Below are 19,905 nucleotides of genomic sequence, written 5' to 3' on the forward strand. Positions count from 1 at the left end.
GTGGGTCAGAGGTCGAAGTAGAGCTCGAACTCGTGCGGGTGCGGGCGGAGGCGGATCGCGTCGATGTCCTCGCGCTTCATCTCGATCCAGGTCTCGATGAGGTCGGAGGTGAACACGTCACCCGCGAGGAGGTAGTCGTGGTCGGCCTCGAGGGCGTCCAGCGCCTCGCCGAGCGAACCGGGGACCTGCGCGATCTCGGCGTGCTCGTCCGGGGGCAGCTCGTAGAGGTCCTTGTCGATCGGCTCCGGCGGCTCGATCTTGTTCTGGATCCCGTCCAGGCCGGCCAGCAGCATCGCGGCGAACGCGAGGTACGGGTTGGCCGAGGGGTCGGGGCAGCGGAACTCCATGCGCTTGGCCTTGGGGGAGGGGCCGGTCAGCGGGATACGGATGCAGGCGGAGCGGTTGCGCTGGCTGTAGACCAGGTTGACCGGCGCCTCGAAGCCCGGCACCAGACGGTGGTAGCTGTTGGCGGTCGGGTTGGTGAACGCCAGCAGCGACGGGGCGTGGTGCAGGATGCCGCCGATGTACCAGCGGGCCAGGTCGGACAGGCCCGCGTAGCCGGCCTCGTCGGCGAACAGCGGCTGGCCGTCCTTCCAGACCGACTGGTGGACGTGCATGCCCGAACCGTTGTCACCGAAGATCGGCTTGGGCATGAAGGTGGCGGTCTTGCCCGCCTCCCAGGCCGTGTTCTTGATGACGTACTTGTACTTCATGATGTTGTCGGCCGCGCGCAGCAGCGTGTCGAACTTCGTCGCGATCTCGCCCTGGCCGGCGGTGCCGACCTCGTGGTGGGCGCGCTCGATGGTAAGGCCGACCGACTGCAGGTGGCGGACCATGTCGTCGCGCAGGTCACCGAAGTGGTCGACGGGGGCCACCGGGAAGTACCCGCCCTTGTACTTGACCTTGTAGCCGCGGTTGAGGGCGCCGCTCGCATCGGTCTCGGAGCCGGACGACCAGGCCCCGGCCTCGGACTCGATGAAGTAGTAGCCCGCGTTGGCCTTGGTCTCGAAGCGGACCGAGTCGAACACGTAGAACTCGGCCTCGGGGCCCATGAAGGCGGTGTCGCCGATGCCGGTGGAGCGCAGGTACTCCTCGGCCTTGCGGGCGATGTTGCGCGGGTCGCGGCTGTAGGCCTCCTTGGTGATCGGGTCGTGGACGAACCAGTTCATGTTCAGCGTCTTGCTCTTGCGGAACGGGTCGAGGTAGGCCGAGGTCACGTCGGGGAGCAGGGCCATGTCCGACTCGTGGATCTTCTGGAAGCCGCGGATCGAGCTGCCGTCGAAGGACAGGCCGTCCTCGATGACGTCGTGGGTGAGGAACTTCGCCGGGATGGTGAAGTGCTGCATCACGCCGGGCAGGTCGCAGAAGCGGACGTCGACGGTCTCGACGTCGTTCTCCTCGATGAAGGCGAGGAGTTCGTCGGCGTCTTGGAACATGGGTCCTCCGAAAGCACTGGGTGGTCTGACGGAGTGAACCGTAGGCCGCGCGCATCACTGGGTGGTGTCGTCCGTGTTTCGGGGGTGTTACACGTTGGGCGTTAGGGTGACCGCGTGACGACCGAGACCGTTCCGTACCCCGGCGAGTCCCTGGGCCTGCCCAAGAAGGGGCCCGGGTCGCTGGCCGGCTGGGGCAGCCGCCTGGGTGCGCTGGTGCTGGACTGGGGGGCCAGCATGGTCGTGGCGCTGGGTGCCTTCGGTGGGGGCGTCCTCACCGAGAGCGGCTGGAAGGCCTGGATGGTGCTCGCGGTCTACTTCGTGCAGAAGGCCGTGCTGACCGCGTTGGTCGGCGGCAGCTTCGGGCAGCTCATCTCGAAGATCGGGGTGACCCGTGTGGACGGGACCCCCATCGACGTGTGGCGCTCGATCGTCCGCTCGGCCCTGGTGTGCCTCGTGCTGCCCGCCGTCGTGATCGGTCCGGACCGCCGTGGCATCAACGACCTGCTCCTGGGCACTGTCGTGGTCAACCGGCGCTGATCACTTTTTCAATGTTCGCCTGACAAGTGTGAATGAAAGGCCTCGTCGGCGGCGCGTCACCCGTGTACGGTGGGTCGCCGGAAACCGTGCCCCTATAGTGGGCCGAAATCTGACCCGAGGGAACTGAATGATCGGCTATGTCCTGCGGCGACTCGCCAACTACATCGTCCTGCTGTTCGTGGCGGTGTCGTTGACCTATGTCCTGGCCGCGACCCAGTTGAACCCGCGCTCGCTGTTCCTGATGCGCAACCCGCCGTTGGACCCGCGCTCGATCGAGTCGATGCTGCTGTCCCGCAACCTCAGCGAGAACGTCCCGCTGTGGGAGCGCTACTGGACGTGGCTGACCAATGTCCTCACCAAGTGGGACTGGGGCCAGTCTCCCATGGGCGCCGTGGTGAACGACGAGATCGGCGCCCGCATCTGGGTCAGCCTCCGACTCCTGCTCATCGGCACCATGCTCGGCCTGGTGCTGGGCGTCGCCATCGGGGCGTGGGCGGCCACCCGCCAGTACAAGATCTCCGACCGGGTGATCACGGTGCTGACCCTGCTGGTCGTCTCGACCCCGGCCTTCGTCATCGGCCACGTCGCGCAGATCCTGGCCACGGAGGCCAACCGCCGCCTGGGCTACCAGTTCTTCGAATTCATCGGGGAGACCGGTGCCATCCATGGGGAGGGGTGGTGGCCCGTTCTGGCGGACCGGCTGCAACACCTCCTGCTACCCACGGTGGTGCTGATGTTGCTCGGACTGGCGTCGATGAGCCGCATCCAGCGCAACCTGATGCTGGACGCCCTCGGCTCTGACTTCGTCCGCACGGCCCGGGCCAAGGGCCTGCGCGAGAACAAGGCGGTCATGAAGCACGCCCTGCGCACCGCCCTGATCCCGACCGCCACCTACGTGGCGTTCACGGTCGCGACCATGTTCGTGGGCGCGACCTACACCGAGAAGATCTTCGGCTTCCGCGGCATGGGTGCCTACGGCATCGACACCATCCAGGGCCAGGACATCAACGGCGTGGTCGCCGTGACGGCGTTCGCCGGCGTCTGCGTGCTCGTGGGTGCGGTGCTGTCCGACATCTTCGTCGCCATCCTCGACCCGCGCGTGCGGCTGAGCTGAGGGAGAACCTTTCCATGACCCAGCACTCTGCAGGCCCCCAGGGCGTCGGCCCGGCCGAGACCCCACCGGCCCCCGCCGAGGTCGAGCAGCCGACCACGCCCGGTGCGCGCAAGCGCCTCAGCCGGGGCCAGCTCACGTTCCGCCGCTTCCTGCGCAACAAGACCGCCGTCGTCGGTGCCATCGTGATCATCACCCTGGCGATCATCGCCGCGATCGGTCCCGAGCTCTTCTACTGGAAGTTCGACGACATCGACTACGACGCCTTCCTCAAGGGCCCCGACAGCAACCACATCCTGGGCACCACGCAGGCCGGGCGCGACGTGCTCGCCCTCACGCTGCGCGGCATGAGCAAGTCGCTCATCATCGGCTTCATGGTCGCGCTCATCGCCACCTCGATCGCGGCCCTGGTCGGTGCGACCGCGGCCTACGTCGGCGGCTTCACCGAGAAGGCCATCCTCTGGATCGTCGACCTCATGCTGGTCATCCCGTCGTTCCTGCTGATCGCCGTCATCACCACCGGCGGACCCCAGGGCCCGAACGCGTGGCTGCTGCTCGTGGTGCTGCTGGCCATCTTCGGCTGGCCGCTGAGCTCCCGCGTCGTCCGCTCGCTCACCCTCTCGGTGAAGGAGCGCGAGTACATCCAGGCCGCGAAGTTCATGGGCCTGCCGGCGTGGAAGATCATCATCCGGCACATCATCCCCAACGTCAGCTCGCTGCTGATCATCGACGCCACGCTGGGCGTCGGCTACGCGATCCTGGCCGAGACCGGCCTGTCGTACTTCGGCTTCGGCGTCCAGGCCCCCGACACCTCGCTGGGCACGCTGATCGGTGAGGGCGCCCGCATGGCGACCACCTATCCGTGGGTCTTCCTGGGCCCGGCCACCGTCCTCGTCATCCTGGTCATGAGCGTCAACGCGGTCGGCGACGGCCTGCGCGACGCCCTCGACCCCACGTCCGGCTCGGGAGGCCGCGCATGAGCACCGCTTCGACCAACCCCGCGACCACCGCTGCGCCGGCGCGCAAGCGGCGCACCGCCGCCGGTGACGTCGTCCTCGAGGTCAAGGACCTGCACGTCACGTTCCCCAGCGAGGCGGGTCCCGTCCGGGCCGTCCGCGGGCTCAGCTTCGACCTGCGTGCGGGCGAGACCATGGCCATCGTCGGCGAGTCGGGTTCCGGCAAGTCGGTCACCTCGCTGGCCATCATGGGCCTGCTCGCCAAGGGCGCCCGGGTCGAGGGATCCATCAAGCTGCACGGCGACGAGCTGCTGGGCCGCTCCGACGAGGAGATGTCCCGCACCCGTGGCCAGGCCCTGTCGATGGTCTTCCAGGACCCGCTGTCGGCGCTCACGCCGGTCTACACGATCGGTGACCAGATCGTCGAGGCGATCCAGATCCACAACAAGGGCACCTCGAAGGAGGCCGCCTGGCAGCGCGCCATCGAGCTGCTCGACCTGGTGGGCATCCCGAACCCCGAGCAGCGGGTCAAGTCGTTCCCGTTCGAGTTCTCCGGCGGCATGCGCCAGCGCGCGATGATCGCGATGGCGATCGCCAACGACCCCGACGTCATCATCGCCGACGAGCCCACCACCGCTCTGGACGTGACGATCCAGGCGCAGGTGCTCGAGGTGCTCAAGAAGGCGCAGCAGGAGACCGGCGCCGCGATCATCATGATCACCCACGACCTCGGCGTCGTGGCGGGGATGAGCGACCGGGTCACGGTCATGTACGCCGGGCGCCCGGTCGAGCAGGGCACCGTGGACGACATCTTCTACCGCCCGGCCATGCCGTACACGATCGGCCTGCTGGGGTCGGTGCCCCGCCTCGACCAGGGCAACCAGGAGGCGCTGGCCACCCTCGAGGGCAACCCGCCCTCGGTGGTCAACCTGCCGCCCGGCTGCCCGTTCGCGCCGCGCTGCCCGCTGGCCATCGAGGCCTGCCGCACCGCCGAGCCCGACCTCGAGCGCGTCGACAGCGGCCACGCGGCCGCGTGCGTGCGGGTCGACGAGGTCGTCTCGCAGGGCATGACGTACGCCGACATCTTCCCGGTGCCCGACCTCACCCGGTCGCAGCTGGCGGAGGTGCCGCGCGAGGAGCGTGAGACGGTCCTCGAGCTCAACGACATGAAGAAGCACTACCCGCTCATGAAGGGCGCGATCTACCGGCGCCGCGTGGGCACGGTGTTCGCGGTCGACGGGATCGACCTGGACGTCCGCGAGGGGGAGACGCTCGGCCTGGTGGGGGAGTCGGGCTGTGGCAAGTCCACGACCCTGCTCGAGGTGCTGAACCTCGCCGCGCCGACCGGCGGCTCGATCGAGGTGTTCGGCAAGGACACCTCGAAGCTGGACCGCAAGGAGAAGTTCACGATGCGGCGCGACCTGCAGGTCGTGTTCCAGGACCCGATGGCGTCCCTCGACCCCCGCATGCCGATCTTCGACATCATCGCCGAGCCGCTGGGCGTCCACGGCTTCAGCAAGGACGAGATCGAGAAGCGGGTCATGGAGCTGCTCAAGCTGGTCGGGCTCGAGGAGGGCCACGCCGACCGCTACCCGCAGCACTTCTCCGGTGGCCAGCGCCAGCGCATCGGCATCGCCCGCGCGCTCGCCCTGTCGCCCCGCCTGATCGTGCTCGACGAGCCGGTCTCGGCCCTCGACGTGTCCATCCAGGCCGGCGTCATCAACCTGCTCGAGGACCTGCAGGGCCAGCTCGGCCTCTCGTACGTCTTCGTGGCCCACGACCTCGCGGTCATCCGCCACATCGCCGACCGGGTCGCGGTCATGTACCTCGGCAAGATCGTCGAGATCGGCGACGTGGACGAGGTGTACGAGCGCCCCCGGCACCCGTACACCCAGGCGCTGCTGTCGGCGATCCCGATCCCCGACCCGAAGACCGAGCGCTCCCGCAAGCGGATCCTGCTCACCGGCGACCTGCCCAGCCCGGCCGACCCGCCCTCGGGCTGCAAGTTCCGCACGCGCTGCCAGAAGTTCCCCCTCCTGTCGGAGGGCGAGCAGCGCAAATGCATCGAGGAGCCGCCGGAGCTGATCGGCAAGGTGCCCGGCGAGGACCACGCGGACGCCTGTCACTACAGCGAGGTCGTCTCGGTCATGTGACGTCCCACGCCGTCGGGAACCCTTAAGTTTCCACTCATCGTTATGTGGATGACGCTTACGGTCGCAGACGGTAACGAGTTGGGTACGAAGCTGGAAAACACCCATCTGGCTTCGTACTCTGTTCCCCAACGTGCGCGCGACGGGTCCATCCGGACGGGCGTACCGGCAACAGCCTCGGGGAATTTCCCCACCATTCACGATCGGAGGACACGTGAAGCCCATCAAGATCTTCGCTCCGGCCATGCTGGGAGCTGCGGCGCTCGTCCTGAGCGCCTGCGGTGGCCCCGCTGCCACGCCGAGCGGTTCCGCCGCCCCCGGTGGCAGCAGCGCCGCCCCCACCGGCGGTGCCAGCACCCCGGCCGCCACCAGCTCGGGCTGGGACATCAACGAGCAGCCGCGTGAGTCGCTCGCCCAGGGCGGCACGCTTCGCCTGTCTGTCACCGAGATGATGACGAACTGGAACGGCGCCCACGTCAACGGCAACCAGTTCGACAACACGCAGATGCAGGCGCCGATGGCGCCGACGTACTTCACCTTCGACTCGGGCGGCAAGCCGGTTCAGAACGAGAACTTCCTGACCAGCTACACCGACGAGATGGACGGCGAGTCCCAGGTCATCACGATCAAGATGAACGAGAAGGCCGTCTGGGGCGACGGTGACCCGATCACCGCCGACGACTGGATCGCCACCGTCAACGCCCTCAACGGCAAGGACCCGGCCTTCGAGGCCGCCTCCACCGAGGGCTGGAAGGACCTGAAGTCGGTCGAGAAGGGCGCCAACGACTACGAGGTGAAGTTCACGTTCACCAAGACGTACCCCGACTGGACCGCCATCATCTCCGGCGGCCCGATGCGCGCCGAGGCCGTGGCCGACGCCAACACGTTCAACACCGGCTGGACCACCCTGAAGAACGAGTGGCTCTCCGGCCCCTACAAGGTCGAGTCGCTCACCGCCGACCTGCTCACGCTGGTCCCGAACGACAAGTGGTGGGGCGAGGCCCCGCTGCTCGACAAGGTGACCTTCAAGGCCATCGCCGACGACGCCGTTGCCTCGGCGTTCGCGAACCAAGAGATCGACTTCCTCGACGTCGGCCCGGACCCGGACGGCTACGCCCGCGCCTCGGCCACGCCGAACACGGTCATGCGCAAGGCCGCCGGCCCGAACTTCCGCCACTTCACCTTCAACAGCGAGGCCGAGAACCTGAAGGACGTCAAGGTCCGCCGGGCGATCGTCATGGGCCTCGACCGTGAGGTCATCGCGAAGTCCGACCTCGCGGGTGTCGACTGGGAGCCGAAGCCGCTGAACAACAACATCTTCCTGCCCAGCCAGCCCGAGTACGTGGACCTGGGCAAGGAGACCGGCATCGACTACAACGTCGAGGGCGCCAAGAAGCTGCTCGACGAGGCCGGCTGGACCGAGGGTGCTGACGGCATCCGCGAGAAGGACGGCGCCAAGCTCAACGTCAAGTTCGCCGCCCTGACCGGCGTCAAGGCGTCCGAGAACGAGGCCCTCCAGGCGCAGAACATGCTCAAGGAGATCGGCGTCAACCTCGAGATCGTCGCCACCCCGGTCGCCGACTTCACCGGTGGCAAACTGCTCGAGCCCGGCAACTTCGACATCACCGCGTTCTCCTGGATCGGTACCCCGTACCCGCTGCGTGGCATCGACCAGATCTACGGTGGCTCGCCCGACAACTGGGGCTCGAACTTCGCCCGCCTCTCCAACCCGGAGCTGAACGAGCTCATCCCGCAGATCGCGGTCGAGCCCGACGTGGCCAAGCGCAACGAGATGGGCCAGCAGGCTGCCAAGCTCATCTGGGAGTCGGTCCACACCCTGCCGCTGTACCAGCGTCCCGAGCTGGTCGCGACCAACGGCAAGCTCGCCAACTACGGCGCGTTCGGCCTCGGTTCGCCCAACTGGGTGAATGTGGGCTTCCAGTCCTGACTGGTTGACTGATCACACCGGGTGGGCCGGTTCCTTCGGGAACCGGCCCACCCGCCATTTCTTGGTTGATTTGACTTATCACATTCCCGACCCCGAAACCTTCACTCTTTCGTTACGGTGCCAATCGTCAACGGGCATGCCGATTGAGGATAAACTCCCGCGCGTGCGGCTGGCGAGCACGCCCGTCGTTCCCCACTCAGGAGGATTCTTAGATGCGCATCACGAAGCGTGCAGCCGGGCTCGCCGGCGTCGCAGCGCTCGCGCTGCTGGCGACGGCCTGCAGCTCGACCCCTGCACCGACCACCTCGGCCGGCGGCGCCGCCGCCCCGTCCGGCACCGCCGCCCCGGCCCCCGCCGGTTCCGGCGGCGAGATCGTCATCCGTGGCTGCACCCCGGAGAACCCGCTCATCGCGGGCAACACCTCCGAGGTGTGTGGCGGCAACATCCTGGATGCCGTGACCTCCAAGCTCGTCCACTACAACGTGGACACCGCGGCGCCCGAGATGGACATCGCCGAGTCCATCGAGACGACTGACAACAAGCTCTTCACCGTCAAGCTCAAGGAGGGCTACAAGTTCTCCGACGGCACCGACGTGCTGGCCAAGAACTTCGTCGACGCCTGGAACTACACCGCGTTCGGCCCCAACGGCCAGCAGGGTGGCTACTTCAACGAGCCGATCGCCGGCTTCGCCGACCTGCAGTGCACCGGTGAGTCCGAGGACGCCGCGGGCAACGACCTCGACCCCTGTGAGGGCGACGGCGCCCCCAAGGCAGAGACGCTGTCCGGCCTGAAGGTCGTGGACGACCGCACCTTCACCATCGAGACCACCGAGGCCGTCTCCAACCTGCCGGTCCGTCTGGGCTACTCGGCCTTCGCTCCGCAGCCCGACGCCTTCTTCGCCGACCCGAAGTCCGACGCCTTCGGCAAGCAGCCGATCGGTGCGGGCCCCTACAAGGTCGCCTCGAACTCGGCCACCGAGATCGTCCTCGAGAAGAACGCCGACTACTCCGGTCAGTACGCGGGCAACGTCGACAAGGTGACGTTCCGCATGTACACCGACCCCTCGGCCTCCTACGCCGACCTGCTGGCGAACAACGTCGACGTCGTCGACGTCATCCCGCCCGACCAGCTCGCGGGTGACGCCTGGAAGGCCGCCCTCGGCGACCGCGCCCAGGTGGCCGAGACCGGCATCATCCAGTGGATCACCTTCATGCCGACCGACGAGCAGTTCAAGGACAACGCCAAGCTGCGCGCCGCCCTCGGTGCCGCCATCGACCGCGAGACCATCACCAAGGAGATCTTCAACGGCAGCCGCACCCCGGCCACCGGTTGGGTGTCCCCGGTCGTCGACGGCTACAAGGAAGGCCAGTGCACCGACGGCTGCACCTTCGACGAGGCCAAGGCCAAGACCCTCTACGAGGAGTCCGGCGGCTACCAGGGCCAGCTCACCATCTCCGTGAACCCCGACGCGGGCCACGAGCTGTGGGCCCAGGCGATCTGCAACGGCTGGAAGAACACCCTCGGTGTCGACTGCGCCGTCAACGTGACCCCCGACTTCGCCACCCTGCGCACGCAGATCAAGGCCGGCGAGCTCAAGGGCATCGTCCGCGGTGGTTGGCAGATGGACTACCCGTCGATCGAGAACTTCCTGACCCCGATCTACGGCAAGGGCGCTGCCTCCAACGACAGCAAGTACGACAACCCCGCCTTCCAGCAGGCCCTCACGGACGCTGCGGCGGCCACGGACGCTGCTGCGGCCAACGCGAAGTACCAGGAGGCGGAGGCGATGCTCGACGAGACGTACCCGACGCTGCCGCTGTGGTACTCCGCCACCCCGTTCGGCTACTCCACCAAGGTCGACAACGTCAAGCTGAACGCCTTCGGCGCCATTGACGTGGCCGGCATCACCGTCAAGTAACCGACGCTGCTGCGGCCGGTGGGGTCACCCGCGGGTGACCCCACCCGCCCAGTCATGACCGAGGGCCCGAAACTTGATCAAGTACATCATCCGTCGCCTGCTCCAGATGATCCCCGTGTTCCTGGGGGCGACGTTCATCCTCTACTTCCTGGTCTACGCGCTGCCCGGTGACCCCTGGGCAGGCCGGTGTGGTGACCGGGAGTGCCCGCCCGCCTACGTCGAGGCGTTCAAGCGGGAGTACAACCTCAACGAGCCGCTGCTCGTGCGCTACGCGCTCTACATGGGCCGCCTCCTGCAGGGGGACCTGGGGCGCAACTTCCGGGGCAACTACGTCATCGACGAGTTGATCGCCCGCTACCCGACCACGCTGAAGCTGGCGCTCATCGCCCTCGCGTGGACCGCGGTCATCGGCATCACCGCCGGCATCATCGCCGCCCTGCGCAAGGGCCGCTTCATCGACCACCTGATCACGGTCTCCACGCTGGTGGTCATCTCGATCCCCGTGTTCGTGATCGGCGCGATGAGCCAGTTCGCGATCCTCAAGACCGGCCTGACCGACATCATCGCCGTCACCGCCAGCGCGGGCACCCTGCAGCAGCTGATCCTGCCCGGCATCGTGCTGGGGTCGCTGTCGGTGGCCTACATCGCGCGGTTGACGCGCACGACGCTGGTCGAGAACCTGCGCGCCGACTACGTGCGCACCGCCAAGGCCAAGGGCCTCACCCGTCAACGCACGATCGGCATCCACGCGCTGCGCAACTCCCTGATCCCCGTCGTCACCTACCTGGGCTTCGACTTCGGGTCGCTGATGGGCGGCGCGATCGTGACCGAGCGCATCTTCAACATCAACGGGATCGGCGGCTTCATCTTCCAGAGCATCACCGCCCGCGACGGCGCCAACGTCGTGGGGGCCGTGACGATCCTGGTGATGGTGTACCTGCTGATGAACCTGATCGTCGACGTGCTGTACGGCGTCCTGGATCCGAGGATCTCCCATGACTGATGCCGCGAACGAACCGACGACCCAGGTCGCCAGCGCCGGCCAGCCGGACGCCGTGGGCGTCCAGGCCGACGAGCGCCACGCCTCGCTGTGGTCCGACGCCTGGCGCGACATGCGCCGCAACCCGCTGTTCTGGATCTGCGTGGGCCTGATCTCGGTCTTCCTGGTCATGGCCGCGTTCCCGACCCTGTTCACGCGGGCCGACCCGGAGTACTGCATCCTGTCCAACGCCCGTCAGGCACCGAGCGCGGCCCACCTGTTCGGCACCGACATCCAGGGCTGTGACGTCTACGCGCGCACCATCCACGGCGCGCGGGCCTCGATCCTCGTGGGCTTACTGGCGACGCTGGCGACCACCACCATGGGCATCATCATCGGCACGATCTCGGCGTACGCCGGGGGCTGGGTCGACACCCTGCTGAGCCGCATCGGCGAGATCTTCTTCGCGATCCCGATCCTGCTCGGCGGCATCGTGATCCTCTACTCGCTGCCCATGCCCGACAAGCAGCCGTTGCTGCTGCAGGTGGGCAAGGTCGTGATGGCCATCGCCGTGCTGGGCTGGCCCAGCCTGGCCCGCATCATGCGCTCCTCGGTGCTGCAGGTGAAACCGAACGAGTACGTGCAGGCGGCCCGCGCGCTGGGGGCTTCCCCGCTGCGCGTGATCACCAGCCACATCCTGCCGAACGCGCTGGCCCCGATCATCGTGGTCGCCACGATCAACCTGGGCCAGTACATCGCGCTCGAGGCGACGCTGTCGTTCCTCGGCATCGGGCTGCGGCCGCCGGCCTTCTCGTGGGGCCAGGCGATCTCGCAGGCCTCGGGCCTGGGCTACATCGTGAACACGCCGCACATGCTGCTGTTCCCGTCGCTCTTCCTGTCCCTGACCGTGCTGTCGTTCATCATGCTCGGCGAGGTCGTCCGCGACGCCCTCGACCCGAAGCTGCGCTGAGAGGCTGGTATGACTTCCGAGCACCTCCTCGACGTCCGCGACCTACGCGTCGAGTTCCGCACCCGCGACGGGGTGGCCAAGGCCATCAACGGCGTGTCCTTCCACCTCGACGAGCGCGAGACGCTCGCGATCCTCGGCGAGTCGGGGTCGGGCAAGTCGGTGACCGCGCAGGCGATCATGGGCATCCTCGACACCCCGCCCGGCTACGTCACCGGGGGCGAGGTGTTCCTCCGCGGGCAGGACCTCCTCAAGCTCCCCGAGAAGCAGCGCCAGGCCGTCCGAGGCCCGCAGATCTCGATGATCTTCCAGGACGCCCTGAGCTCGCTCAACCCGGTGTTCCCGGTGGGCTGGCAGATCGCCGAGATGTTCCGCATCCACAAGGGCATGAACCGCTCCGACGCGCAGGCCGAGGCCGTGCGGCTGATGGAGCGGGTCAAGATCCCCGCCGCCAAGGAGCGGGTCAAGGCCTACCCGCACCAGTTCTCGGGCGGCATGCGCCAGCGCATCATGATCGCGATGGCGATCGCCCTCGACCCGGCCGTGCTGATCGCCGACGAGCCGACCACCGCCCTGGACGTCACCGTGCAGGCGCAGATCATGCAGCTGCTCAAGGAGCTGCAGGCCGAGTCGGGCATGGGCCTGATCCTGATCACCCACGACCTCGGCGTGGTCGCCGACGTCGCCGACCGGATCTCGGTCATGTACGCGGGCCGCATCGTCGAGAGCGCCGGCGTCCACGACCTGTACAGCCGCCCGGCCCATGCGTACACCAAGGGGCTGCTGGACTCGATCCCGCGCCTGGACCAGCGCGGCCAGACCCTGTATGCGATCGGCGGCCTGCCGCCCAACCTGATGCGCATCCCGCCGGGGTGCCCCTTCAACCCGCGCTGCGTGTACGCCACCGACGTCTGCCGGAGCGGGGAGCCGCCGGCGCTGGTCGAGGTGCTGCCCAGGCGGCTCGCGGCCTGCCACCACACGAAGGAGGTGCTCGCCGATGGCCGAGCCTGACGTCGTGCTGCGGGCCGAGGAGCTCGTCAAGCACTACCCGATCAAGACCGGCGTCATCCGGCGCACGACCGGCCACGTGCGGGCCGTCGACGGGGTGTCCCTGGAGTTGCGCCGCGGCGAGACCCTCGGCGTGGTGGGGGAGTCCGGCTGTGGGAAGTCCACCCTCGGCCGGCTGCTGATGCGCCTGGAGGAGCCGACCGCCGGTCGCGTGTTCCTCGACGGCGTCGACATGCACGCCACGAGCGGTGCCGCGATGCGCAAGATGCGCCGTGACATCCAGATCGTGTTCCAGGACCCGTACACATCGCTGAACCCCCGCAAGACGGTCGGCGACATCGTGGCCGAGCCCTTCGACATCCACCCCGACGTCGTGCCCAAGGGCGGCCGTCGCCGCCGGGTGCAGGAGCTGCTCGACCTCGTGGGCCTCAACCCCGAGCACATCAACCGGTACCCGCACCAGTTCTCGGGCGGTCAGCGGCAGCGCATCGGCATCGCCCGCGGCATCGCGCTCAACCCCAAGGTGCTGATCTGCGACGAGCCCGTCTCGGCGCTCGACGTGTCGGTGCAGGCCCAGGTCGTCAACCTGCTCGAGAAGCTGCAGGACGAGCTCGGCCTCGCCTACGTGTTCATCGCCCACGACCTGTCGGTGGTGCGCCACATCTCCGACCGCGTCGCGGTGATGTACCTGGGCAAGATCGTCGAGGTCGGCACCGAGCACGAGATCTACGAGACGCCCACGCACCCGTACACGCGGGCGCTGCTCTCGGCGGTGCCCGTGCCCGACCCGCGGGCGCGCGAGGTGCGCCAGCAGATCGTGCTGACCGGCGACGTGCCCAGCCCGGCCAACCCGCCCTCGGGCTGCCGGTTCCACACCCGCTGCTGGAAGGCGACCGAGCTGTGCTCCCGCGAGGAGCCGGCGCTGGTCGAGCGCCCCGACGGCAACGGCGGCCACGAGTCGGCGTGCCACTACGCGGAGGAGAGCGCGGCCGAGCGCCTGACGGTGTGAGCCGGGGTACGCTGGCCGACATGCCTGCGGACAGGGAAGCGCACGTCGTGACGGTCTCCGACCGGTGCGCGTCCGGCCTGCGCGCGGACGCGTCCGGGCCCGCTGCCCGGGCCGCGCTCGAGGCGTCCGGCTGGGCGGTGACCAGCAGTCTGGTGCCCGACGGCGAGGCCTCGGTGGCCGACGCCGTGCGCGCGGCCGTGGCCGCAGGGGCGCGCTTCGTGGTGACGTCGGGCGGCACCGGGGTGGGGCCCCGAGACCGCACGCCCGAGGGCACGCGCCGCGTCCTGGACCGCGAGGTGCCGGGCATCGCCGAACTCTTGCGCGGGGCGTCCGGGAAGCCGCACGCCTACCTGTCGCGCGGGGTGGCCGGCGTGGCCGGCCCGGCGCTGGTCGTGAACCTGCCCGGGTCGCCGCGTGCGGTCACCGAGGGCATCGAGGTGCTGCTGCCGCTGGTGGACCACGTGCTCGACCAACTGGATGGAGGGGACCACTGATGCCGTTGCTCCACTCGGCGGTGACCGACCGGCCGCTGGACGCCGACGCGCACGTCGCGCTGGTGTCGGGCGCGCGGGCCGGGGCGCTGGTGACGTTCACCGGCATGATCCGCGACCACGACCCCGAGGCCGAGGGCGAGGTCACCGGCATCGACTACAGCCACCACCCCGACGCCGACGCGCTGTTGGCGCGGATGGTGGAGCGGGTGCTCGCCGAGCGCGACCCCTCCGGGGTGGCGGCGGTCGCCGTGTCGCACCGGGTCGGCCACCTCGAGGTGGGGGAGCTCGCGCTGGTGTGCTGCGTCGCGACCCCGCACCGCGCCGAGGCGTTCGCCCTGTGCGCCGAGGTGGTCGAGGTGATCAAGGCCGAGCTGCCGATCTGGAAGCACCAGACCGAGGCGTCCGGGCGCAAGGTCTGGTCGCAGCTGGGGCTCGACGCCGGGTCCGCCGATGGGGAGCGTCCGTGAGGCGTCTGCCGCTGCTGGTCGACCCCCACGGGCGCGAGCACCGCGACCTGCGGATCTCGCTCACCGACCACTGCAACCTGCGCTGCACCTACTGCATGCCCGAGCAGGGCGTCCCGTGGCTGCCGAAGGCGACCCTGCTGGCCCTGCCCGAGCTGCTGGCGATCGCCGAGGTGGCCGTGGGTGCGGGGATCTCCGAGATCCGGCTCACCGGCGGCGAGCCGCTGCTGCGCCGCGACATCGTCGAGATCGTCGCCGGCCTGGCCGCGTTGTCCGGCCCGGCGGGGCGTCCCGAGGTCTCGATGACCACCAACGGGATCGGGCTGGCCAAGCTGGCCGGTGCGCTGGCCGAGGCGGGTCTGGCGCGGGTCAATGTCTCCTTGGACACGTTGCGGCCGGACCGGTTCGTCCAGCTCGCGCGCCGGGACCGGCTCGCGGACACCCTGGCGGGCATCGAGGCGTCGCTGGCCGCCGGGCTGGGCCCCTTGAAGCTGAACACCGTGCTCATGCGCGGGATCAACACCGACGAGGCGGTGGATCTGCTGCGTCACGCCCTCGGGATCGGCGCCGAGCTGCGCTTCATCGAGCAGATGCCCCTGGACGCCGGCCACACCTGGACCCGCGAGGGCATGGTCACCGCCGACGAGACCCAGTCGCTGCTCGCGTCGGCCTTCGACCTGAGGGCGCTGCCCGGACGTGGTGCCGCGCCCGCCGAACGGTTCGAGGTGCGGCCCGTGGGGTCTCCCGACGCGGAGCCGCTGGGCACCGTCGGGATCATCGCCTCGGTCACGCGTCCCTTCTGCGGCAACTGCGACCGCCTGCGCCTGACCGCCGACGGCCAGCTGCGCAACTGCCTGTTCGCCACCGGCGAGACCGACCTGCGCACGCCCCTGCGCTCCGGGGCCTCGGACGAGGAGTTGACCGCGCTGATCCACGAGAACCTCGCCGCCAAGCTGCCCGGGCACGGGATCAACGACCCCGACTTCCTGCAGCCCCGGCGCCCGATGAGCGCGATCGGCGGCTGAGGCTCAGGCCGGGCGGTCGATGGCGTCCAGCTCCCAGCCGTCGGGGCCCGGGACGACGTTGCGCGCCAAGGGGATCTGGTGGGAGGCGCTCTCGAGGATGTGCATCAGGTAGCCGCCGGTGTTGGGCAGGGCGATGATGTCGCCGGCAGCGACCCCCTCGGGGAACCACATCCGCCGGCGCAGGATCAGCTCGTCCTCGATGCAGTAGGCGCCGACGAGGAACCCGTCGTAGGCGTCACCGGCCGCGCCCCGGCGCACCAGCACCGGGTCGACGAGGAAGTCGTCGGAGGTCGAGCGGCACTGCGTCCGGTTCATCTCCAGGCCGACCAGCCCGACCCCGTCGCTGCGCTCCTTGGTGAACGCCACGCGCGCGAGGGTCAGCCCGCAGCCATCGAGCAGCGAGCGGCCCGGTTCGAGGTGCAGCCGCAAGCCCCGGGAGGCCAGCCCGGACGCCGCCGTGCCCGACCCGTCCGCCAAGGGCAGCGCGAGCAGCCCGTCCAGCCAGCCGCCCCGGACCGGCTCCTGCCAGTACGGGTAGACGGTGCCGAGCGGGTGATCCTTCCACGTGATCGCCTCGTCGCGGTTCCCGGACGTCATCGCGGCCCAGAAGCCGTGCCAGACTGCGCGGTCGGCGAGGTAGCTCATCGGGACGCCGCCGCCCAGGTCCACGAACCCGACCGGGTGCCCGGCCGCGCGGAGGGCGTCCACGAGCGGGAGGCACTCGCCGAGCACGGCCACCCGGTCGGCGGCCGCATACCCGTGCAGGTGGGCGTGGACGCCCACGACCTGCACCGCCGGCACCCGGGCCCAGTCGACCTGCGCCCACGCAGACGTGAGCACCCCGAAGCGCGTCGGCGGCAGCCCGGTCGCCGGGCTGGGCGCGACCCGCGGCGCCACCCGGGCGACAGCCTCCGCCGAGCTGGCGACCGCGGCCACCCGCTCCAGCTCGGCCGGGCCGTCGACCGACACCGTCGTGCCGGAGCGCACCGCGAGCTCGAGCAGCGCGTCGGGCTTGATGGCCGCGCTCAGGATGACCCGCTCGCCGGGCACGCCGGCGTCCAGCACCTGCCGCAGCTCGGACTCGCTGGCCACGTCCACCCCGTGCCCCGCGTCGGACGCCGCGCGCACCAGCGCGAGCGCCTTGTTGGCCTTGCGCGCGAAGAAGACGCCGACCTCGACGCCGTGGCGGGCGCCGGCGTCCACGAGTTCGGCGGCATTGCGGGGGAGCTTTCCGGGTTCGATGACGTTGACCGGCGACCCGTGCTCGGCCAGCAGGGCCTCGCACGCGTCGGGGTCGGAGAGCAGGGCGAACATCCAGTGCTCGAGCCGGGCGGGTAGCGGCGGTCGGCCGTGGACGCCGGCGCGCAGCCGGTCCCGGGCGGGGTGGTGGTTCATCGTTCCTCCTCGAAGCGGGCGGCGACCCGGAGGGCCCAGGCGTCCCGGGCGGGGTGCAGGCTGCGGGACAGGGTGTCGTTGCCCACCGTCGCGTCCTCGGTGGGGCGTCCGACGACGGCGAGCCCGGGCAGGGGGTGCCCGTCGGGGGACAGGCAGGTGGCGTCGGCGGTGTGCGCGACGCCCCGGCGTCCGGGGGCCTGTACGAGCAACCCCGCCTCGACGAGGCGGCCGGGCAGCGTCACGGCGCCGGTGACCACGCCGGGGCCGGGCAGCACGGCGTCCACGACGACGTCGACGGCGACCGGCCCGTGGTGCCCGGAACCGTCGATCGTGTCGGTGGCCAGCGATGAGGCGTCGACGACCCCCGCCTCGACCAGCGCGAGCAGCTTGGCGGCGTTGACCGGCGGCGGGCCGAAGGCCACCCCCTCCAGCCGGGACGCCGCCTCGGCGAAGGGCTCGAAGGCGAGCCCGCCCCCGAGCGAGAAGCGCTCCACCAGCGCGGGGTACAGCTCGCGCCAGGCGGCGCCGACCGCCCAACCGGCATCGGGGCGGGCCCGGTCGGTGGCGACGGCGAGCGACGCGCGGAGGGCGTCCACGGCGTCGGCGTGGGTGGGGGCACCCTCGAAGACGTCCTCGACCCCCGCCGGGTCCTGACCGAGCCCGGCGAGCAGGTTGCGCGCCGTGGCGGGCACGACGGCCAAGGCGACAGAGGCGTCACCCGCCGCCCGGATCGCCGCAAGCCCCCGCTCGCGCACCGCCCCCGAGACCGCGGAGGCGATCGCCGACCCCGGCTGCGGCTTGACGGCCATGAACCGGCCCCGCCGGGCCACCGGGCGCAGCGACCCGGGTTCGTCCCCGCTCGCCATGTACCCGGGCGCCCACGGCTCGCCGGTGAAGCGCCCGCCGCGCCCCTCGGTGAGGGCGAGGGCCAGGTCGATGAAGGTCAGGGCGGCCCCGCGGCTGGCCACGACCGCTCCGGCCGGCACGGCGTCCAGACCGCTGACGGGGTAGACCGACGGCACGAGCGCTTGCGGTCCGGACCAGCCGGCCGCCAGTCCGTCAGGGGAGTCCGTCGCGTGCCCGGTCGCGAGCAGGACCTCGTCGTAGGCCGCCCCGTCGACCGCCCACGCAGCTCCCGACGCCTCGACGGTGCCGGCTGCGCGCGCGACATGGCTGAGCCCCGCGTGCCGCTCGAAGAGGGACGCCCAGCGCTCGGCCAGGTACACCCCCAGCAGCGCGCGCGGGGGGAACGGGTCGAGGGGAGCGGCCTCACCACGGGCAAGGCGCCACGCATCGAAGCCGTCGACGATCGCCGAGGTCACGTTGAGGCGCAGCCAGACCGGCTGGTCGGTGGCGTAGGCGGCGCCGGTGCCGGGCGGGCGGGAGTCCCAGACGTCGACCACCGCCCGGGGTGCCCGGGCGAGCAGTTCCTCGACGGCGTAGAGCCCCTTCGGCCCCGCGCCGACCACCGCGACCCTCACGCGCCCTCCCCGAAGGCGGCGACGCGGGCGGCCAACGTGTCGGGCGACACGCCGACCTCGGCCTCGACCCACGCGTCGTCGAACACCGTCGACGCGTACGGCTGGCCGCCGTCGTGCAGGATCAGCACGACGTTGCCCGACAGCTGGGGTGCAAACCGCGCGACCGCAGCCGCGACGGCCCCGGCCGAGGCGCCGGCGAGGACGCCCTCGCGCAGGGCCAGCGCGCGGGTGCCGACCACGGCCTCGTCGGCGGGGATGCGCGCGACCGCGTGCGGGGTCAGCCCCTCGGCCAGCGCGGGCACGATCCCGGCCCCGTAGCCGGCGAGCAGGCGGGTGCCGCGCTCGCCCCCGAACAGGACCGAGCCCGCGGCGTCCACGGCCACGACCCTGGTGCCCAGCCCGGCACGCTCCACGTGGGCCAGGCAGCCGGCGATCGTGCCGGTGGTCGAGGTGGCGACGAACACCCAGTCGACGTCCCCGCCGAGCGCGAGGTCGACCTCGCGCATGGTGCCGTCGGCGTGCGCCCGGACGGCGGCGCGGTTGGAGTACTGGTCGAGCCACACCGCGTCGGGCCGCTCGTCGACCAGCTCGCGCACCCGGGTGAGGCGGGCCACGAGCCAGTCGCCGGTGTCGGGGTCGGGTTCGGTGACGGGGACGACCTCGGCGCCGAGCGCGCGCACGATCGCCAGCGTCGCCGGGTTGGTGCGCGGGTCGACGACGCACACGGCCTTCATGTCGTGCAGGAGGGCCAGCCGGGCGAGCGCGACCGCGAAGTTGCCCGAGCTCGACTCGACCAGCGTCGACCCGCGCCCGATCCGACCGGACGCCAGCGCCTCGGCCACGATCGCCTGGGCGGAGCGGTCCTTGGCCGAGCCGCCGGGGTTGAAGGACTCGAGCTTGGCGAACAGCCGCGCGGGGCAGTCGGGCAGCAACCGGGTCAGGCCGACCAGCGGTGTCCCCCCGATGGTGTCGAGGAGTGCCTTCGGCCCGATGGTGCCCACGAACGCGAGCCTACTCCTCCCTGAC

17 protein-coding genes are annotated in these 19,905 nt (G+C 70.3%); 13 read left to right on the plus strand and 4 right to left on the minus strand.

The features are described from left to right. Positions 1-5: 5 nt before the first annotated feature. On the minus strand, positions 6-1,436 hold the full coding sequence (glnA, locus tag J4N02_RS05140) for a type I glutamate--ammonia ligase (protein ID WP_182814500.1): 1,431 nt from the start codon (positions 1,434-1,436) through the stop codon (positions 6-8). A gap of 114 nt (positions 1,437-1,550) precedes the next feature. On the opposite strand from glnA, the gene J4N02_RS05145 reads away from it, so the two are divergent. The 13 genes from J4N02_RS05145 to moaA all read left to right on the plus strand — a co-directional run bounded on the left by J4N02_RS05145 (position 1,551) and on the right by moaA (position 16,003). After that, positions 1,551-1,973: an RDD family protein gene (locus J4N02_RS05145; protein ID WP_182814501.1), complete on the plus strand. Its 423-nt coding sequence runs from the start codon at positions 1,551-1,553 to the stop codon at positions 1,971-1,973. Between the two features lie 127 nt (positions 1,974-2,100). Further along, positions 2,101-3,087, plus strand: coding sequence for an ABC transporter permease (locus J4N02_RS05150; RefSeq protein WP_188332638.1), 987 nt, complete (start codon positions 2,101-2,103; stop codon positions 3,085-3,087). Between the two features lie 14 nt (positions 3,088-3,101). Beyond that, positions 3,102-4,064: an ABC transporter permease gene (locus J4N02_RS05155; protein WP_188332639.1), complete on the plus strand. Its 963-nt coding sequence runs from the start codon at positions 3,102-3,104 to the stop codon at positions 4,062-4,064. Next, a complete protein-coding gene (locus J4N02_RS05160) occupies positions 4,061-6,193 on the plus strand; it encodes an ABC transporter ATP-binding protein (RefSeq protein WP_188332640.1) in 2,133 nt (710 codons plus the stop codon). Before J4N02_RS05155 ends, J4N02_RS05160 begins: the two co-directional genes overlap by 4 nt. Positions 6,194-6,404: 211 nt before the next feature. Then, positions 6,405-8,138, plus strand: a complete 1,734-nt coding sequence (locus tag J4N02_RS05165; RefSeq protein WP_188332641.1) for an ABC transporter family substrate-binding protein — start codon at positions 6,405-6,407, stop codon at positions 8,136-8,138. A gap of 212 nt (positions 8,139-8,350) precedes the next feature. Then, a complete protein-coding gene (locus tag J4N02_RS05170) occupies positions 8,351-10,057 on the plus strand; it encodes an ABC transporter substrate-binding protein (protein WP_188332642.1) in 1,707 nt (568 codons plus the stop codon). Between the two features lie 73 nt (positions 10,058-10,130). Further along, positions 10,131-11,060 carry an ABC transporter permease gene (locus tag J4N02_RS05175; protein WP_182814507.1) on the plus strand — a complete coding sequence of 310 codons (930 nt, stop codon included), beginning with the start codon at positions 10,131-10,133 and terminating at the stop codon, positions 11,058-11,060. Further along, positions 11,053-12,006 (plus strand): ABC transporter permease, encoded by a 954-nt coding sequence (locus J4N02_RS05180; protein ID WP_188332643.1) that lies wholly within the window; start codon positions 11,053-11,055, stop codon positions 12,004-12,006. Before J4N02_RS05175 ends, J4N02_RS05180 begins: the two co-directional genes overlap by 8 nt. Before the next feature lie 9 nt (positions 12,007-12,015). Further along, on the plus strand, positions 12,016-13,014 hold the full coding sequence (locus J4N02_RS05185) for an ABC transporter ATP-binding protein (protein ID WP_188332644.1): 999 nt from the start codon (positions 12,016-12,018) through the stop codon (positions 13,012-13,014). After that, positions 13,001-14,020, plus strand: a complete 1,020-nt coding sequence (locus J4N02_RS05190; RefSeq protein WP_182814510.1) for an ABC transporter ATP-binding protein — start codon at positions 13,001-13,003, stop codon at positions 14,018-14,020. The genes J4N02_RS05185 and J4N02_RS05190 overlap by 14 nt, the downstream gene beginning before the upstream one ends. A gap of 20 nt (positions 14,021-14,040) precedes the next feature. Next, positions 14,041-14,514: a molybdenum cofactor biosynthesis protein B gene (locus J4N02_RS05195; RefSeq protein ID WP_188332645.1), complete on the plus strand. Its 474-nt coding sequence runs from the start codon at positions 14,041-14,043 to the stop codon at positions 14,512-14,514. Continuing rightward, the gene (locus J4N02_RS05200) at positions 14,514-14,981 is read left to right on the plus strand and encodes a molybdenum cofactor biosynthesis protein MoaE (protein ID WP_188332646.1); all 468 of its coding nucleotides are present in this window, start codon (positions 14,514-14,516) and stop codon (positions 14,979-14,981) included. Before J4N02_RS05195 ends, J4N02_RS05200 begins: the two co-directional genes overlap by 1 nt. Then, positions 14,978-16,003 (plus strand): GTP 3',8-cyclase MoaA, encoded by a 1,026-nt coding sequence (moaA, locus tag J4N02_RS05205; RefSeq protein WP_208091136.1) that lies wholly within the window; start codon positions 14,978-14,980, stop codon positions 16,001-16,003. The genes J4N02_RS05200 and moaA overlap by 4 nt, the downstream gene beginning before the upstream one ends. Before the next feature lie 3 nt (positions 16,004-16,006). Here the strand turns inward: moaA and J4N02_RS05210 are convergent, their stop codons facing one another. Genes J4N02_RS05210 through J4N02_RS05220 form a run of 3 tightly spaced genes read right to left on the minus strand, consistent with a single transcriptional unit; the run spans position 16,007 to position 19,880 of the window. Further along, positions 16,007-17,398: a Y4yA family PLP-dependent enzyme gene (locus J4N02_RS05210; protein ID WP_188332647.1), complete on the minus strand. Its 1,392-nt coding sequence runs from the start codon at positions 17,396-17,398 to the stop codon at positions 16,007-16,009. Beyond that, the gene (locus J4N02_RS05215; protein WP_188332648.1) at positions 17,395-18,879 is read right to left on the minus strand and encodes an FAD/NAD(P)-binding protein; all 1,485 of its coding nucleotides are present in this window, start codon (positions 18,877-18,879) and stop codon (positions 17,395-17,397) included. Before J4N02_RS05215 ends, J4N02_RS05210 begins: the two co-directional genes overlap by 4 nt. Continuing rightward, on the minus strand, positions 18,876-19,880 hold the full coding sequence (locus J4N02_RS05220) for a pyridoxal-phosphate dependent enzyme (RefSeq protein WP_208091137.1): 1,005 nt from the start codon (positions 19,878-19,880) through the stop codon (positions 18,876-18,878). Before J4N02_RS05220 ends, J4N02_RS05215 begins: the two co-directional genes overlap by 4 nt. Positions 19,881-19,905: the final 25 nt, after the last annotated feature.

It is taken from the genome of Propioniciclava sp. MC1595 (assembly GCF_017569205.1).
In the GTDB taxonomy this organism is placed as follows: Bacteria; Actinomycetota; Actinomycetes; order Propionibacteriales; family Propionibacteriaceae; genus Propioniciclava.

Coding starts and splice junctions, on each gene's coding strand:
- glnA (WP_182814500.1), bottom strand. CDS start 1,436: ATGTTCCAAGACGCCGACGAACTCCTCGCCTTCATCGAGGAGAACGAC.
- J4N02_RS05150 (WP_188332638.1), top strand. CDS start 2,101: ATGATCGGCTATGTCCTGCGGCGACTCGCCAACTACATCGTCCTGCTG.
- J4N02_RS05155 (WP_188332639.1), top strand. CDS start 3,102: ATGACCCAGCACTCTGCAGGCCCCCAGGGCGTCGGCCCGGCCGAGACC.
- J4N02_RS05160 (WP_188332640.1), top strand. CDS start 4,061: ATGAGCACCGCTTCGACCAACCCCGCGACCACCGCTGCGCCGGCGCGC.
- J4N02_RS05170 (WP_188332642.1), top strand. CDS start 8,351: ATGCGCATCACGAAGCGTGCAGCCGGGCTCGCCGGCGTCGCAGCGCTC.
- J4N02_RS05180 (WP_188332643.1), top strand. CDS start 11,053: ATGACTGATGCCGCGAACGAACCGACGACCCAGGTCGCCAGCGCCGGC.
- J4N02_RS05185 (WP_188332644.1), top strand. CDS start 12,016: ATGACTTCCGAGCACCTCCTCGACGTCCGCGACCTACGCGTCGAGTTC.
- J4N02_RS05190 (WP_182814510.1), top strand. CDS start 13,001: ATGGCCGAGCCTGACGTCGTGCTGCGGGCCGAGGAGCTCGTCAAGCAC.
- J4N02_RS05195 (WP_188332645.1), top strand. CDS start 14,041: ATGCCTGCGGACAGGGAAGCGCACGTCGTGACGGTCTCCGACCGGTGC.
- J4N02_RS05200 (WP_188332646.1), top strand. CDS start 14,514: ATGCCGTTGCTCCACTCGGCGGTGACCGACCGGCCGCTGGACGCCGAC.
- J4N02_RS05210 (WP_188332647.1), bottom strand. CDS start 17,398: ATGAACCACCACCCCGCCCGGGACCGGCTGCGCGCCGGCGTCCACGGC.